This is a genomic window from Streptomyces sp. NPDC052682 (genome assembly GCF_040678435.1).
Lineage (GTDB): Bacteria > Actinomycetota > Actinomycetes > Streptomycetales > Streptomycetaceae > Streptomyces.
In genome coordinates this window covers 127,522-141,964 of the sequence record NZ_JBFATS010000011.1, presented here as the reverse complement: position 1 = coordinate 141,964, position 14,443 = coordinate 127,522, and the positions used below count along the sequence as shown (strand labels likewise).

Annotated in this window: 16 protein-coding genes; 6 read left to right on the top strand and 10 right to left on the bottom strand. The window is 71.1% G+C overall.

Translation table 11 applies throughout. The features are described from left to right. The first annotated feature begins 250 nt into the window (after positions 1 to 250). Entirely contained in the window at positions 251 to 436 is a 186-nt protein-coding gene (gene rpmB, locus AB0K80_RS19215) for a 50S ribosomal protein L28 (RefSeq protein WP_003993230.1), read from the top strand. A 262-nt stretch (positions 437 to 698) separates the two neighbouring features. Here rpmB and thiD read toward each other — a convergent pair whose 3' ends face one another. Then, positions 699 to 1,499, bottom strand: coding sequence for a bifunctional hydroxymethylpyrimidine kinase/phosphomethylpyrimidine kinase (thiD, locus tag AB0K80_RS19210; RefSeq protein ID WP_365671075.1), 801 nt, complete (start codon positions 1,497 to 1,499; stop codon positions 699 to 701). Beyond that, complete coding sequence (locus AB0K80_RS19205) at positions 1,496 to 2,461, bottom strand: thiamine-phosphate kinase (protein WP_365671073.1); 966 nt, start codon at positions 2,459 to 2,461, stop codon at positions 1,496 to 1,498. Before AB0K80_RS19205 ends, thiD begins: the two co-directional genes overlap by 4 nt. Positions 2,462 to 2,667: 206 nt before the next feature. On the opposite strand from AB0K80_RS19205, the gene AB0K80_RS19200 reads away from it, so the two are divergent. Together AB0K80_RS19200 and AB0K80_RS19195 are read left to right on the top strand one after the other, a co-directional pair. Beyond that, positions 2,668 to 2,901: an Lrp/AsnC ligand binding domain-containing protein gene (locus AB0K80_RS19200; RefSeq protein ID WP_003997603.1), complete on the top strand. Its 234-nt coding sequence runs from the start codon at positions 2,668 to 2,670 to the stop codon at positions 2,899 to 2,901. A gap of 20 nt (positions 2,902 to 2,921) precedes the next feature. Then, positions 2,922 to 3,413, top strand: coding sequence for a DUF3515 domain-containing protein (locus AB0K80_RS19195; protein ID WP_365671071.1), 492 nt, complete (start codon positions 2,922 to 2,924; stop codon positions 3,411 to 3,413). 21 nt (positions 3,414 to 3,434) lie between these two features. Here AB0K80_RS19195 and AB0K80_RS19190 read toward each other — a convergent pair whose 3' ends face one another. The 3 genes from AB0K80_RS19190 to AB0K80_RS19180 form a co-directional block, all read right to left on the bottom strand. Continuing rightward, positions 3,435 to 4,592: a D-alanine--D-alanine ligase family protein gene (locus tag AB0K80_RS19190; protein WP_365671069.1), complete on the bottom strand. Its 1,158-nt coding sequence runs from the start codon at positions 4,590 to 4,592 to the stop codon at positions 3,435 to 3,437. Between the two features lie 70 nt (positions 4,593 to 4,662). Further along, positions 4,663 to 5,673: an NAD(P)H-dependent glycerol-3-phosphate dehydrogenase gene (locus AB0K80_RS19185; RefSeq protein WP_365671067.1), complete on the bottom strand. Its 1,011-nt coding sequence runs from the start codon at positions 5,671 to 5,673 to the stop codon at positions 4,663 to 4,665. Beyond that, a complete protein-coding gene (locus AB0K80_RS19180) occupies positions 5,670 to 6,446 on the bottom strand; it encodes a lysophospholipid acyltransferase family protein (RefSeq protein WP_365671065.1) in 777 nt (258 codons plus the stop codon). Before AB0K80_RS19180 ends, AB0K80_RS19185 begins: the two co-directional genes overlap by 4 nt. 157 nt (positions 6,447 to 6,603) lie before the next feature. Here AB0K80_RS19180 and cofC point away from each other — a divergent pair, with 157 nt between their 5' ends. Both cofC and AB0K80_RS19170 read left to right on the top strand, forming a co-directional pair. Further along, on the top strand, positions 6,604 to 7,242 hold the full coding sequence (gene cofC, locus AB0K80_RS19175; protein ID WP_365671063.1) for a 2-phospho-L-lactate guanylyltransferase: 639 nt from the start codon (positions 6,604 to 6,606) through the stop codon (positions 7,240 to 7,242). 10 nt (positions 7,243 to 7,252) lie between these two features. Next, on the top strand, positions 7,253 to 7,456 hold the full coding sequence (locus tag AB0K80_RS19170) for a hypothetical protein (protein ID WP_365671061.1): 204 nt from the start codon (positions 7,253 to 7,255) through the stop codon (positions 7,454 to 7,456). 90 nt (positions 7,457 to 7,546) lie between these two features. Here the strand turns inward: AB0K80_RS19170 and AB0K80_RS19165 are convergent, their stop codons facing one another. The 4 genes from AB0K80_RS19165 to leuC form a co-directional block, all read right to left on the bottom strand. Continuing rightward, positions 7,547 to 8,200: an HU family DNA-binding protein gene (locus tag AB0K80_RS19165; protein ID WP_365671059.1), complete on the bottom strand. Its 654-nt coding sequence runs from the start codon at positions 8,198 to 8,200 to the stop codon at positions 7,547 to 7,549. Between the two features lie 136 nt (positions 8,201 to 8,336). Next, complete coding sequence (locus AB0K80_RS19160; protein ID WP_365671057.1) at positions 8,337 to 8,567, bottom strand: hypothetical protein; 231 nt, start codon at positions 8,565 to 8,567, stop codon at positions 8,337 to 8,339. A 266-nt stretch (positions 8,568 to 8,833) separates the two neighbouring features. Then, positions 8,834 to 9,427 (bottom strand): 3-isopropylmalate dehydratase small subunit, encoded by a 594-nt coding sequence (gene leuD / locus AB0K80_RS19155; protein ID WP_365671055.1) that lies wholly within the window; start codon positions 9,425 to 9,427, stop codon positions 8,834 to 8,836. 6 nt (positions 9,428 to 9,433) lie between these two features. Then, the gene (gene leuC, locus AB0K80_RS19150; protein ID WP_365671053.1) at positions 9,434 to 10,861 is read right to left on the bottom strand and encodes a 3-isopropylmalate dehydratase large subunit; all 1,428 of its coding nucleotides are present in this window, start codon (positions 10,859 to 10,861) and stop codon (positions 9,434 to 9,436) included. 199 nt (positions 10,862 to 11,060) lie between these two features. On the opposite strand from leuC, the gene ndgR reads away from it, so the two are divergent. Beyond that, positions 11,061 to 11,777 carry an IclR family transcriptional regulator NdgR gene (ndgR, locus tag AB0K80_RS19145; protein ID WP_023546516.1) on the top strand — a complete coding sequence of 239 codons (717 nt, stop codon included), beginning with the start codon at positions 11,061 to 11,063 and terminating at the stop codon, positions 11,775 to 11,777. A gap of 118 nt (positions 11,778 to 11,895) precedes the next feature. On the opposite strand, the gene AB0K80_RS19140 is transcribed toward ndgR, so the two are convergent. After that, the gene (locus AB0K80_RS19140) at positions 11,896 to 14,427 is read right to left on the bottom strand and encodes a ParA family protein (RefSeq protein WP_365671051.1); all 2,532 of its coding nucleotides are present in this window, start codon (positions 14,425 to 14,427) and stop codon (positions 11,896 to 11,898) included. Positions 14,428 to 14,443 lie beyond the last annotated feature (16 nt).

Sequence of the window (14,443 nt, the reverse complement as noted above, 5' to 3'; positions counted from 1 at the left end):
TGGACGTGGCTCGCAGCGTAGACCCCGGGTGGGTGCCGACCGGAAGAGGGCCGGGCGCGGGCCCCTGAGCTGCCATGGTAGTTTCGCTGTACGGGTGCAGCCGTTGTATGCTGCTCCGGTTGCCCGATCCTGGTCGGGCCATTCCCCTGGCAGCGCCACTCAGATCTCGTACGGCTCCTGGAGCCCTGGGATCTCGATCCCGGCATGCCGGGATTAACCGTAAGTGCATCTGAAGTCTTTGGAGTGACCCGTGGCTGCCAACTGCGACGTCTGCGGCAAGGGGCCGGGCTTCGGCAACAACATCTCGCACTCGCACCGCCGTACGTCCCGTCGCTGGAACCCCAACATCCAGCGTGTGCGTACCGTGGTGGGCGGGACGCCGAAGCGCGTGAACGCTTGCACCTCGTGCATCAAGGCCGGCAAGGTCTCGCGCTGACGCTCAGCTAGCGCGCGGCCACTGCCTGGTTCGCTGCACAAAGCCGGTCCACCTGAGGTGGACCGGCTTTTTGCCGTGCCGGCCGGCATGGGTGCCCGTCTTCGGGGCCAGGCGGCGGGTCCCGCGCTCCCGGCTCGGCTTCCCCTGCGCGGGCCGGGAGACCGAACCGGCCCGGATCAAGCTCCGGCGCAGCCGGCTCGCCGCGGCGGTGCCGGTGGCCGCCCCCGTACGGCGCTGCCGACCGATGCCCCGGCCACCGCCCTCACCGGCCCGCAGTGCCCCTGCCCAGGGCCCAGCCGTGGTCGACGGGACCGATGCCCCCGCCGAGCGCGAAGCCGGCCGCGATCGCCCCGGTGACGTACTCCTTGGCCGCGGTCACCGCCTCCGGCACGCTCTGCCCCTTGGCCAGCCCGCAGGCGATGGCCGAGGCGAGGGTGCAGCCCGTGCCGTGGGTGTGCCGGTTGTCGTGCCGGGGCGCGCGCAGCCAGTGCTCCTCACAGCCGTCGGTGAGCAGGTCCACGGCCTCCCCGGACAGGTGCCCGCCCTTGATCACCACCCAGCGCGGCCCGTACCCGAGCACGGCCGCGGCGGCCTGGCGCATCTGGGCCTCCGTCTCGACCCGCACACCCGTGAGTTGGGCGACCTCGTCGAGGTTCGGCGTGGCGACGGTCGCGACCGGCAGCAGCTTGCGCCGTACGGAGTCCAGCGCGGAGGCGGCCAGCAGAGGATCTCCGTGCTTGGACACGCCCACCGGGTCCACGACCGCCGGGGCGTCGGTGCCCGCGAGCAACTCGGCGACCGCCTCGACGAGTTCGGCGCAGGCCAGCATCCCGGTCTTGACCGCCTGGACGCCGATGTCGTCCACGACGCTGCGGTACTGGGCCCGCACCGCCTCCACCGGCAGCTCCCAAGCGCCCTGCACCCCCAGGGAGTTCTGCGCGGTCACCGCCGTGACGACGCTCATGCCGTGCGTGCCGAGCGCGAGCATCGTCTTCAGGTCGGCCTGGAGGCCGGCGCCCCCGCCGGAGTCGGAGCCCGCGACCGTGAGAACCCTGGGGATCATGACTCCATGTCCCCGAAGTGGTCCCAGCCGCCCTGGCTCGTCCACGGCGCCCCGTCCACGGTCACCTGGGGCAGCGCCGAGGGGTTGAGGACCTCGCCGATGACCTTCCAGCGGGCGGGCAGCTTCACGTCCGGCGGGAAGGTCGCCACGATCGCGTGGTCCTCTCCGCCGGTCAGCACCCACTGCATCGGGTCGACGCCGACGGCCTGCCCGATGTCGTTCATCTGGGTCGGGATGTCGATGGCGCCCGAGCGGATGTCGATGCGCACCTTGCTGGCCTCCGCGATGTGGCCGAGGTCCGCGATCAGCCCGTCGCTCACGTCGCACATCGCGGTCGCGCCGAGCGCGGCGGCGGCCGGGCCGGCGTGGTAGGGCGGCTCGGGGCGGCGGTGCGCCTCGACGAAGGCGCGCGGCGAGCGGAAGCCGCGGGAGAGCACCGCGTACCCGGCCGCGGACCAGCCCAGCCAGCCGGTGACGGCGACGAGGTCGCCGGGCTGCGCGCCGGCCCGGGTCACGGGCTCCTGGTTGCGCAGATCGCCCAGCGCGGTGATGGACACCGTGATCGTGTCGCCGCGCACCACGTCCCCGCCGACCACGGCGGCACCGGCCACCTGGCACTCGTCGCGCAGGCCGTCCATCAGTTCGGTCGGCCAGGTCACCGGCAGCTCGGCGGGCACCACCAGCCCGAGCAGCAGCGCGGTCGGCACGGCCCCCATGGCGGCGATGTCGGCCAGGTTCTGCGCGGCCGCCTTGCGCCCCACGTCGTAGGCGGTGGACCAGTCGCGGCGGAAGTGCCGGCCCTCCACCAGGATGTCGGTGCTGGCCACCACCCTGCGGTCGGGCGCGGCGACCACCGCGGCGTCGTCGCCGGGGCCGACCCGGACCGCCGGGGTGGTGGTCAGACGGGAGGTGAGCTCCCTGATGAGCCCGAACTCCCCGAGCTCACCAACAGTGCCCTTCATTGCCCTTTCTCCCCTTCTGTCCCTGTCCGTGCCCGGTCGCGCGTCATCTCGGTCCTCGCTACGGTCGACATGACCGTCCACTTCCGCCGTGCCCGCACCCCGGCACGCAACCGCCGGTCCGCTCGGGTCTCCCCGTGGCGAGCGGCGACGCGATACCGTGGCGTTCCTTTTCCCCACATGATCCTCGTGGCCGCCCTGGAGGTTCCGTGGTACAGGCGTACATCCTGATCCAGACGGAGGTCGGCAAGGCGTCGACCGTCGCCGAGACGATCAGCAAGATCCCTGGAGTCATCCAGGCCGAGGACGTGACAGGACCGTACGACGTGATCGTGCGGGCCCAGGCCGACACCGTCGACGACCTGGGACGCATGGTGGTCGCCAAAGTCCAGCAGGTGGACGGCATCACCCGCACCCTGACCTGCCCGGTGGTCCATCTGTAGCCCCCGTCTACCCTGTGCCGGTGAACTCTTCTCGTCACCGGCACCGCTCTGTCGCCGCCCTGCCCGCGCTCGCCCTGCTGATCACCGTCGCGGGCTGCTCCTCAGCAGACGACAGTGCGTCGGCGGCGGTTCCCCGTCCGAACGCGCGGACCGCGAAACTGTGCCGGAACCTGGACAAGGTACTGCCGGCGACGGTGGACGGTGAACGCCGTGAGGACCCCCAGCCCGCCTCCGCGCTGACCGCGGGCTGGGGCAGCCCGGCGATCATACTGCGGTGCGGGGTGCCGCGGCCTGCTCAGATGAACGATCCGGAGGCCGACGGCGCCGAGGTGAACGGGGTGGGGTGGCTGCTGCACAAGCGCGACGACGGCTCGTTCGCCTTCACGACGACCCTGCGCGAGGCGTACGTGGAGGTGACGATCCCGAAGGACCGCACGGCGAACGGCATGGCGCCGCTGGTGGACCTGGCCCCGGCCGTCAGGAAGGCGATCCCCAAGGGGATCGCCGACTGAGGCGCCACGGGCGCGAAGGGGTCAGCGCAGGCCCGTGGACCGGCGCAGCGCGGCCTGCACCAGGCGGTCCACCAGCTCCGGGTAGCTCACACCGCTGGCCTGCCACATCTGCGGGTACATCGAGATCGGCGTGAAGCCGGGCATGGTGTTGATCTCGTTGATCACGAACTCCCCGTCCTCGGTGAGGAAGAAGTCCGCGCGGACCAGCCCCTCGCAGGAGGCGGCCTCGAACGCCTCCACCGCGAGCCGCCGCACCTCGGCGGTCTGCTCCTCGGTCAGCGGGGCGGGCACGATGCCGGGCGTGGAGTCGATGTACTTGGCCTCGAAGTCGTAGTACGCGTGGCTCTGCGGCGGCGGGATCTCGGCCGGGACGGAGGCCCGCGGGCCGTCCTCGAACTCCAGCACGCCGCACTCGATCTCGCGGCCCCGTACGGCCGCCTCCACCAGGATCTTCGGGTCGTGCCGCCGCGCCTCGGCGACGGCCTCGTCGATCCCGGAGAGGTCGTCGACCTTGGTGATGCCGATGGACGAGCCCGCGCGCGCGGGCTTCACGAACAGCGGCCAGCCGTGCTCACCGGCGAAGTCGACGATCTTCCTGCGGGCGGCTGCCTCGTCGCGCTCCCACTCGCGCGGCCGGATCACCAGGTACGGGCCCGCCTTCAGCCCGAACGAGGCGAACACCCGCTTCATGTACTCCTTGTCCTGGCCCACGGCCGAGGCGAGCACCCCGGAGCCCACGTACGGCACACCGGACAGCTCCAGCAGGCCCTGGAGCGTGCCGTCCTCGCCGTACGGGCCGTGCAGCACCGGGAAGACCACGTCGACCTCGCCGAGCGCCTTGGGCACCGATCCCGGCTCGCTGTAGACCACTTCGCGGTTGGCGGGGTCGACGGGGAGCACCACGCCGCCCTCGGCCGACTCGGCGAGCTGGTCGACGCTGGGCTGCGTCCGGTCGACGATGGCCATGCGCTCGGGCTCGTCGGCGGTGAGCGCCCAGCGGCCGTCCCGGGTGATGCCGATCGGCAGGACGTCGTACTTCGTCCGGTCGATGGCCTTCAGGACGGCGCCGGCGGTGACCACGGAGATGCCGTGTTCGGAACTGCGTCCGCCGAACACGACGGCCACACGCGGTTTGCGAGACGGCTGCTCGGCGCTCTGGGGGAGGTTCTCGGTGCTCATATCGCGATGAGAGTACCCGTTGGTAGGGCGGGGAGACAGCGTCCGCCCCGCCGACGGACCGGGCGTTAGCTCAGCGTCGCTCGGGCTTCGCGCTGCGCGACATCAGCTCCTTGAGCGCCACCACGGGCGGCTTGCCCTCGTGCACGATGCCCACGACCGTCTCGGTGATCGGCATGTCGACGCCGTGCCGACGGGCCAGATCCAGCACCGACTCGCAGGACTTGACGCCCTCGGCGGTCTGCCGGGTGACCGCGATGGTTTCCTCCAGGGTCATGCCCTTGCCGAGGTTGGTGCCGAAGGTGTGGTTGCGCGACAGCGGCGAGGAGCAGGTGGCCACCAGGTCGCCCAGGCCCGCCAGTCCGGAGAACGTCAGCGGGTCGGCGCCGAGCGCGACACCGAGCCGGGTGGTCTCGGCGAGCCCGCGGGTGATGAGCGAGCCCTTGGCGTTGTCGCCGAGCCCCATGCCGTCCGCGATGCCGACGGCCAGCCCGATGACGTTCTTGACCGCGCCGCCCAGTTCGCAGCCCACCACGTCGGTGTTGGTGTACGGGCGGAAGTACGGCGTGTGGCAGACGGCCTGGAGCCGCTGGGCGACGGCCTCGTCGGTGCAGGCGACCACGGCCGCGGCGGGCATGCGGGCGGCGATCTCACGGGCCAGGTTGGGCCCGGTGACCACGGCGATCCGGTCCTGGCCGACCTTGGCGACGTCGTCGATGACCTCGCTCATCCGCATGGCGGAGCCGAGTTCGATGCCCTTCATCAGCGACACCAGGACCGTGTCGGGGGCGAGCAGCGGCGTCCACTCGGCGAGGTTGCCGCGCAGGGTCTGCGAGGGCACCGACAGCACGGTGAAGTCGGCGTCCGCGGCGGCCTCGGCGGGGTCCGTGGTGGCCCGCACGCCCTCCGGCAGCTCGACGCCCGGGAAGTAGTCGGGATTGGCCCGGGTGGAGTTGATCGCCTCGGCGACCTCCGGGCGGCGCGCCCACAGGGTGACCTCGCAGCCCGCGTCGGCGAGCACGATGCCGAACGCCGTGCCCCACGAACCGGCGCTGAAGACCGCCGCCTTGACCGGCTTGCTCACTTGCCCAGCTCCTCTTCCTGCACGCGGCCGCCCCGGGTCTGCGCCTGCGTCCGGCGCCGCTGCTCGATCCGCTCCCGGCGCGGGTCGTAGGGCGTCTCGGGCGCCTTCTCGCCGCGGATCTCCTCCAGGTGGCGGGTGATGGCCGCCATGATGGCCTCCGTCGCCTCCTTCAGCAGCTCCGGGGTCATCTCCTTGTCGTAGAAGCGGGAGAGGTCCACCGGCGGGCCCGCCAGGACGTGGTGGGTCTTGCGCGGGAAGAGGCTGGGCTTCTTCGCGTACGGCGGCAGCACGTGGTTGGCGCCCCACTGGGCGACGGGGATCACCGGGCACTTGGTCTGCAGGGCGACGCGCGCGGCACCGGTCTTGCCGGTCATGGGCCAGCCCTCGGGGTCGCGGGTGAGGGTGCCCTCCGGGTAGAAGACGACGCATTCACCGCGCCGCACGGCGTCGACGGCGGCCCGGAACGCGCTGAGGGCGTCGGTGCTCTCCCGGTAGACGGGGATCTGCCCGGTGCCGCGCATCGCGGCGCCGACGAATCCCTTCTTGAAAAGCCCGCTCTTCGCGAGGAATCGCGGGACGCGCCCGGTGTTGTACTGGAAATGCGCGTACGCGAAGGGATCGATGTGCGAATTGTGGTTCACCGCGGTGATAAATCCACCCTCGGCCGGAATGTGCTCCATTCCGCGCCAGTCCCGCTTGAGCAGAACCACCAGCGGCGGTTTGCAGATCACCGCGGCGAAGCGGTACCAGAAGCCGATTCTGCGGCGGGGCACGCGGACACCTTCCTCTAGGACCTGGATCGGGGGGCAGGGGGGCCGCACAAGTGTCGCCCCAGGCCGCCGGTCTGTCGAGAACACCGTACGCCCCGACCCCGCGCCTCCCCGAGGACCCGGGTGACAATGACCGCGACAAGAGAGGGACGGAACGCTCGTGCTGTGGACGCTGGTCGTACCCCTGAAGCCCCTGGAGCGGGCCAAGAGCAGGCTCGCGGACACCGCGGACGACGGCCTGCGGCCCGGCCTGGCGCTCGCCTTCGCCCAGGACACGGTGGCGGCCGCGCTGGCGTGCCCGGCGGTGAAGGATGTGGCGGTCGTCACGAATGACGGCCTGGCCGGCCGGGAGCTCGGCGCGCTGGGCGCGCGGATCGTGCCCGACGAACCGGCCGGCGGCCTCAACGCCGCCTTGGCGCACGCGACGGCGGTCGTGCGGGCCACCCGGCCAGAAAGCCCGGTGGCGGCCCTGAACGCCGACCTTCCGGCGCTGCGCCCGCTGGAATTGTCCCGGGTCCTTCAGGCGGCCGCGGAATTCCCCCGCGCTTTTCTCCCGGACGCCGCCGGCGTCGGCACGACCCTGCTGGCCGCGCGGCCCGGCACGGAATTGCGCCCGGCGTTCGGCACGGATTCCCGCGCCCGGCACCGCGCTTCGGGGGCCGTGGAACTGCGCCCCGCCGGCGTGGACTCGGTACGCCAGGACGTGGACACCGGCGAGGACCTGCGGGCCGCGCTCGCGCTGGGCGTGGGCCCGCACACGGCCGCGGCCGCCGCGCGCCTGCTGATACCCGGGCAGTAGGCTGCCTGGCATGCAGGCGACCGCGTACACGTACGACCCCGACAGCCGCAGCGGGCAGGTGCTGCTGGACGACGGCACACCGGTGCCCTTCGACGCGGCGGCGTTCGACGCGGGGGGTCTGCGGCTGTTGCGCCCGGGGCAGCGGGTGCGCATCGAGACCGAAGGGGACGGCGAGGCGCGCCGGATCACCCTGGTGACCTTGCAGACCTTCTGACCGGACCGCCCGGTCACCTTCCCGGCACGCCGCGGGCCGGACTCCCCGAGGGAGTCCGGCCCGGCGTGTGAGGTGCCCCTGCGGCCTGCGTTACTTCTTGCGGGCCGTGGTCTTCTTGGCGGCCGTGCTGCGCGCCGTGGACTTCTTGGCGGGAGCCTTGGTGGCCGTCGCCTTCTTGGCCGGGGCCTTCTTGGCGGTGGTCTTCTTGGCCGCGGCGGTCTTGGCGGTCGCCGTGGTCTTGGCGGGCGCCTTCTTCGCCGTGGTCTTCTTGGCGGCGGCGGTCTTGCCGGCCGCCGTCTTGGTGGTGGCCTTCTTGGCCGTCGTCTTCTTCGCCGTCGTCGTCTTCGCCGCACCCGTCGTCTTCTTCGCCGCGGCCTTCTTGCCCGCGGACTTGGCGATGGTGGGCGGCGGGCCGGACAGGCTGCCCTTGGGCGCCTTCTTGACGGCGATGTCACCCTTCGGCAGCTTCTTCGAGCCGCTCACCAGGTCCTTGAAGCCCTGACCTGCGCGGAAGCGCGGGACGGAGGTCTTCTTGACCCGAACCCGCTCGCCCGTCTGGGGGTTACGGGCGTAGCGGGCCGGACGGTCGACCTTCTCGAACGAACCGAAGCCGGTGACCGAGACCCGCTCCCCCGCGACCACCGCGCGGACGATGGCGTCCAGGACATGGTCGACAGCATCGGCGGCCTGCTGGCGGCCGCCCATCTTGTCGGCAATCGCTTCTACGAGCTGCGCCTTGTTCACGTCTTCCCCTTCGGAGACATCGCCAGAACGAAAGTGTTCAAGCTTTTTCGCACGTTAGGCAGATATATACCGCAAATCAAACACGAAACGGGCTAATCACCCGTGCGCCGCAACGAACTCGACGGTCCCGACTGGTTCAGCGTTCCTCGACGGGGAAACGTCCCTCGTCCAGGTCCGCGGCGAACCGCTCCAGACGCCTTGCCGCATCGGCGAGATCGTGCTTGGCCACGGCCGTAATGACCAGCAGCTTCCGGGTCAGCGCCATCCGTACGCCCTCCGGGACTTGCAGTGCGCGCACCCGGGAGTGCGCTTCCTTGAGCAGGACCGCGACCGCCGCATAGAGCTCGAGTTGGCCGTCGTGTTCCATGCACAGATTGTGCCATCTGGGGCGAGTTGTCGCCTGCGCAGGGTGCAACTGCCGCCTGGGACAGCATGTCCGGACACCGGTGGAAGCCCCGGCTGTACACCTCGCGTACCCCAACAACCACCCCGTTAACGTGGGAAGTTGGCGAGCAGCGTCACACCCGGCGGGGCCTTCCGGGTCCGGACACGGCTGTACCCCCGATCGGGCTGACCGGGGGTACAGAGGGGATCTTCAGGTGGCCGAAACTCGCCTTGCCCTGCGGGCGATGATCACACCTGCAGCGTGCGCGGCTTGAACGACGGGCGCTTCTCCTCGTACGCGGCGATGTCCGCCTCGTTCTGGAGGGTGATCGAGATGTCGTCGAGGCCGTTCAGCAGCCGCCAGCGGGAGTTCTCGTCCAGCTCGAAGGAGGCGGTGATGCCCTCGGCCCGCACCTCACGCGCCACAAGGTCCACAGTGACCTCTGCGGTGGGGTCCTTCTCGGTGAGCTCCCACAGCGCGTCCACGATCTTCTGCTCCAGCACGACCGTGAGCAGGCCGTTCTTGAGCGAGTTGCCGCGGAAGATGTCGGCGAAGCGGCTGGAGATCACGGCCTTGAAGCCGTAGTTCTGCAGCGCCCACACGGCGTGCTCCCGCGAGGAGCCGGTGCCGAAGTCGGGTCCGGCGACCAGGACGGTCGCGCCCTGCCGCTCGGGCCGGTTGAGGACGAACTCGGGGTCCTTGCGCCAGGCCTCGAACAGCCCGTCCTCGAACCCGTCGCGCGTGACCTTCTTGAGCCAGTGGGCGGGGATGATCTGGTCGGTGTCGACGTTGCTGCGGCGCAGCGGGACGGCCCGGCCGGTGTGCGTGGTGAATGCTTCCATGACTGATCAGACTCCAGCGGGCGTACGGTCGTCGGCGGACAGGTCGGCCGGGGAGGCCAGGTGGCCCAGCACGGCGGTCGCGGCCGCGACCTGCGGCGACACCAGGTGGGTACGGCCGCCCTTGCCCTGCCGGCCCTCGAAGTTGCGGTTGGAGGTGGACGCGGAGCGCTCGCCGGGGGCCAGCTGGTCGGGGTTCATGCCCAGACACATCGAGCAGCCCGCGTGCCGCCACTCGGCGCCGGCCTCCTTGAAGACCACGTCCAGGCCCTCGGAGACGGCCTGCAGCCCGACCCGCGCGGAGCCCGGCACGACCAGCATCCGTACGCCGTCGGCGACTTTGCGGCCCTTGAGGATCTCGGCGGCGGCGCGCAGGTCCTCGATGCGGCCGTTGGTGCAGGAGCCTACGAAGACGGTGTCCACCTTGATGGAGCGCAGCGGCTGCCCGGCCTCCAACCCCATGTACTCCAGGGCCTTCTCAGCGGCGAGGCGCTCCGATGCGTCTTCGTACGAAGCCGGGTCGGGGACCGAGGAGGAAAGCGGCGCACCCTGCCCCGGGTTGGTGCCCCAGGTGACGAACGGCGACAGCTCGGCGGCCTCGATGACGACCTCGGCGTCGAACTCGGCGTCGTCGTCGGTCCGCAGCGTCTTCCAGTACGCGACGGCGGCGTCCCAGTCGGCGCCCTCGGGGGCGTGCGGGCGGCCCTTGAGGTACGCGAAGGTGGTCTCGTCCGGGGCGATCATGCCCGCCCGGGCGCCGGCCTCGATCGACATGTTGCAGATGGTCATGCGGGCCTCCATCGAGAGCTTCTCGATGGCCTCGCCGCGGTACTCCAGGACGTAGCCCTGGCCGCCGCCCGTGCCGATCTTCGCGATGATCGCCAGGATCAGGTCCTTGGCCGTGACGCCGTCGGGCAGTTCGCCGTTGACGGTGATCGCCATGGTCTTCGGGCGGGCCATCGGCAGCGTCTGGGTGGCCAGCACGTGCTCGACCTGGGAGGTGCCGATACCGAACGCCAGCGCGCCGAAGGCGCCGTGCGTGGAGGTGTGGGAGTCACCGCAGACGACGGTCATGCCGGGCTGGGTCAGACCCAGCTGCGGGCCGACGACGTGCACGACGCCCTGCTCGACGTCGCCCAGCGGGTGCAGCCGCACGCCGAACTCGGCGGCGTTCTTGCGCAGCGTCTCCAGCTGGACGCGGGAGACCGGGTCGGCGATCGGCTTGTCGATGTCGAGGGTCGGGGTGTTGTGGTCCTCGGTCGCGATGGTGAGGTCGAGGCGGCGGACCTTGCGGCCGCTCTTGCGGAGGCCGTCGAAGGCCTGCGGGCTGGTCACCTCGTGCAGCAGGTGGAGATCGATGTAGAGGAGGTCGGGCTCGCCCTCGGCGCGCCGGACGACATGGTCGTCCCAGACTTTCTCCGCGAGTGTCCTACCCATCGCTGTTCCCTCCGGCCGGCAAGCGTCCACCGGCCCAACTAGAGATCTTGAGGAGGCGGCGTCGCCCGCACCCCTGATTCCGGGCGTCCGCCACCAGGCCCTTACGTCACGGGCCGTTGTGACTTCGTGTTCTCCAGAGTGGCGCGTTCCACGGAAAATTGAACTTGCGTTTCACAGAGTGAGACGCGAGTATCGTTGCATGGACAACAGTAGCGGCGTCGGCGTTCTGGACAAGGCGGCCCTCGTCCTGAGCGCTCTGGAGTCCGGTCCGGCCACCCTCGCGGGCCTGGTCGGCGCCACCGGACTGGCACGACCCACGGCCCACCGCCTGGCCGTGGCCCTGGAACACCACCGCATGGTGGCGCGCGACATGCAGGGCCGGTTCATCCTCGGCCCCCGCCTGGCAGAACTGGCCGCGGCCGCGGGTGAGGACCGTCTCCTCGCCACCGCCGGCCCCGTCCTCACCCACCTGCGCGACGTCACGGGCGAGAGCGCGCAGCTCTACCGCCGCCAGGGCGACATGCGGATCTGTGTCGCCGCGGCGGAGCGTCTGTCCGGCCTGCGGGACACGGTCCCGGTCGGCTCGACGCTGACGATGAAGGCCGGCTCCTCGGCGCAGATCCTGCTGGCCTGGGAGGAGCCGGAGCGGCTGCACCGCGGCCTGCAGGGCGCCCGCTTCACGGCGACGGCCCTGTCGGGCGTGCGGCGCCGCGGCTGGGCCCAGTCGATCGGCGAGCGCGAGCCGGGCGTGGCGTCCGTCTCCGCGCCCGTGCGCGGCCCCTCCAACCGCGTGGTGGCCGCCGTGTCGGTCTCCGGCCCCATCGAGCGCCTGACCCGCCACCCGGGCCGGATGCACGCCCAGGCGGTCATCGACGCGGCGGCCCGCCTGTCGGAGGCCCTGCGCCGCTCGGGTTGATCTTCACGCCCTCGGGAACGGGCTCGCCTCAACGCCGCGGCAGCCCCTCACCGACGGAAGCGGAAGACCTGGCGCTTCGTGGCAGACGCAGACGGACCGCCGCCGGCTGCTTCGTCCGCTACATCGGACCGCGACGGGTCACACCGAGGGCCCACCGGTACAGATCCGGCACCTTGAACAGGCGCTCGGATCCGTCGCTGTCGATGACTTCCAGCAGACCCGCTTCCTGAGCCAGGACGACGAGGTCCTCCTCGATGTCGCCCAGCGCGTCCTCGGTGACAGGTGTCCGGCCGTACTCCCGCAAGGCCTCGGCCACCTGCCTGAGCTCCTGGAACTCTTCGTCCAGCAGGGCGGACAGGGCCTTGTCGCTCACGCTCTCCAGACTCAGCGCAAGGCTGCGCGGGCGCAGCACGGACCGGTCGTAGCCGCTGCGCTTCTCCTCCGTCCGCTCCCAGTCCAGCGCTGCGGCGAACAGCTGCAGCAGGGCGCGCGGCGAGTGGTCTCCGTTGCCGTCCGCGAGCCGGTTCCAGACCCAGTTGGCCGTGAAGGCGGTGCGCTCGCCCCGCATGCGCTCGCCCACCAGGGCACCCCAGGCGAGGGCCACCTGTTCGGGACTCCACGCTGCGACCTCCGTCGCGGGCAGGGCGGGGTCGAGCACCGCGAGCACCTCCGCGAAGGCGGATGCCCGTACGGCACGTTTGAGGACGACCTTGAAGTACTCCTCCCGGTCCTCCCACTGCAGACGGCGGGACAGACCGAAGAAGTGGCTCTTGTTCTCGAACCGGAGCCCCTGCCAGATGTCCTGGCGGACGAAGATCTTGAGGCGGATCCGGCGCAGGCGGGAGGCGAGGTCGGCCTGCTTCGTCAGCAACCCCGCGATGGCGGCCGACCTGCGCGAGCGCTGGACCGGTGAGTGACCGAACGCCGTGTCCAGGCCGTCGAAGAGCATGAGGACGCCACGGTCTCCGCCGGCGTCCACCCGGCGCAGCCAGTCACCGCACCGGAGCGGGCCCATCGGGTCGTCGAGGACTTCGAAGACCGCCTGTGTCACGGCGAAGTCGCCGTCGCCGAGTTCGGCGAGGGCCCGGTGAGGAGCTCCGAGCTGCTGGGCCGGGGCGTAGGACTGATGGATGGCGAGGGCCATGAGCACCTGCCAGAAGGAGCCCCAGTCCAGTCCTCGCTGCTCGAGGGCACCGCCGACAGCCGCGTAGTTGTCCGGCCCGAAGGACCACGCCGGACGGCCCTTGTACTGGTTCGGCGTCGTCACCAGCACCGGTTCCCAGTCAGCCAGTTTGCCGGCCGCCAGCCACCGGAACAGTGCGGTTTTGCCCGTGCCTTTCCGGCCGAGGATCAACGGCACGTCCGGCGCGGCGGTCTCGTTGACCTGGCGCGTGACGACGTAGTCCTGCAGGAACTCCTCGTGGTCGAGGATCTCCGCCGTGCCGGTCGAGAAGGAGAGCTGTCGCAGCGCCTCGGCCTTGCTCGCGGAGGTCCGGTCCTGGACAGCCGAGGCGGGCGTCGGCTCGGGCACGATCTGGACGATCCAGTCGGCGATGCGCGCGTACGGCGTCAGCTGACCGCGAGAGGCGCCGACCGTGTCCGCGAACGCCACCTCGGCGTTGTAGGGGATCACGTGCGTGATCTCTTCGGCTGACAGTCCCTGGGCAGCTCCGCGCTGGGAGCCCGCGGTCGCCGTCCACGCCTCGACCCAGGATCTGGCGCGCTCGGCCAGACGCGTGGCGCTGATCCCGGGCGGCATCGGCGACACGACGAAACGCGGCTCGGGGGTGAGAGGCCGGCCGTCGGTGCTGCGCCGCGTCGTGGCACTCAGCAGCGCCTTGGTCAGCATCTCCGTGCCGGCCCGGGCTTGGGCGTGCGGATGGAAGCAGATCACCGCCATGTCCGAGACGTCGAACAGCAGCGGTGCGGCGACGGGGCTGACCCCCGTGCGCGAGTCGATCAGGATGACGTCGGGGCGGAGGTTCGACTCCCGTACGTCGTCGATGAGGCGGTGCAGGGCGTTGGTCCGCTCCCGGTACCAGATCTCCGGTTCCAACGCGCGCAGCTGCGCCGCGTAGGCGCTGTCGATCCGGCCGGCGGGCATGCAGTACAGCCGGCCGGCGTCGTCCACGGGGATGAGGTGCTTGAGCACCGACCCCGGTTCGCCGAACTCGTACTGGAGCAGCGCGGACACCACGCCCTGGTCGGTGTCCACCTGACTTTCGATCCCGAAGAGGGAGTCCAGGCCGGGTGCTTCCAGGTCCATGTCGATGCAGACGACGGTCAGCCCGTGGTCGCCGCTCAGGCGACGCGCCACCGACGCCAGCGCCGTACTGCGCCCGACCCCGCCCTTGAGGCTGTAGAAGGTGACCACGGGCGCCGATTCGAGATCCTCGTCGAGATCACTGGCGAAGGTCACGGAGGGCAGGGCGCGGTCCGCGTCCTGAGCGCGCTCCAGGGCGGAGGACCAGTGCGGCACGCGATCGTCGGCATCAGCGTGGCCCAAGTCGCCGTACCACTCGGCTTCCGAGGCGGTGAGCAGCTCCCAGGTGTGCACTTCCCGGACCACGTCGTCGTCGAGCAGGGCCGTGACCCTGGCGCGTCGCTCATCGGGGGTCCATGGGCCGAAGCCGTCACTTTCGGCGCGCACCACGAGGCCTCCGGCG

What these genes read in the sequence shown, in the direction of transcription:
- thiD (WP_365671075.1), bottom strand. Translation starts at nt 1,499, where the DNA reads ATGATCCCCAGGGTTCTCACGGTCGCGGGCTCCGACTCCGGCGGGGGC.
- AB0K80_RS19205 (WP_365671073.1), bottom strand. Translation starts at nt 2,461, where the DNA reads ATGAAGGGCACTGTTGGTGAGCTCGGGGAGTTCGGGCTCATCAGGGAG.
- AB0K80_RS19190 (WP_365671069.1), bottom strand. Translation starts at nt 4,592, where the DNA reads ATGAGCACCGAGAACCTCCCCCAGAGCGCCGAGCAGCCGTCTCGCAAA.
- AB0K80_RS19170 (WP_365671061.1), top strand. Translation starts at nt 7,253, where the DNA reads ATGCAGGCGACCGCGTACACGTACGACCCCGACAGCCGCAGCGGGCAG.
- AB0K80_RS19160 (WP_365671057.1), bottom strand. Translation starts at nt 8,567, where the DNA reads ATGGAACACGACGGCCAACTCGAGCTCTATGCGGCGGTCGCGGTCCTG.
- leuD (WP_365671055.1), bottom strand. Translation starts at nt 9,427, where the DNA reads ATGGAAGCATTCACCACGCACACCGGCCGGGCCGTCCCGCTGCGCCGC.
- leuC (WP_365671053.1), bottom strand. Translation starts at nt 10,861, where the DNA reads ATGGGTAGGACACTCGCGGAGAAAGTCTGGGACGACCATGTCGTCCGG.
- ndgR (WP_023546516.1), top strand. Translation starts at nt 11,061, where the DNA reads ATGGACAACAGTAGCGGCGTCGGCGTTCTGGACAAGGCGGCCCTCGTC.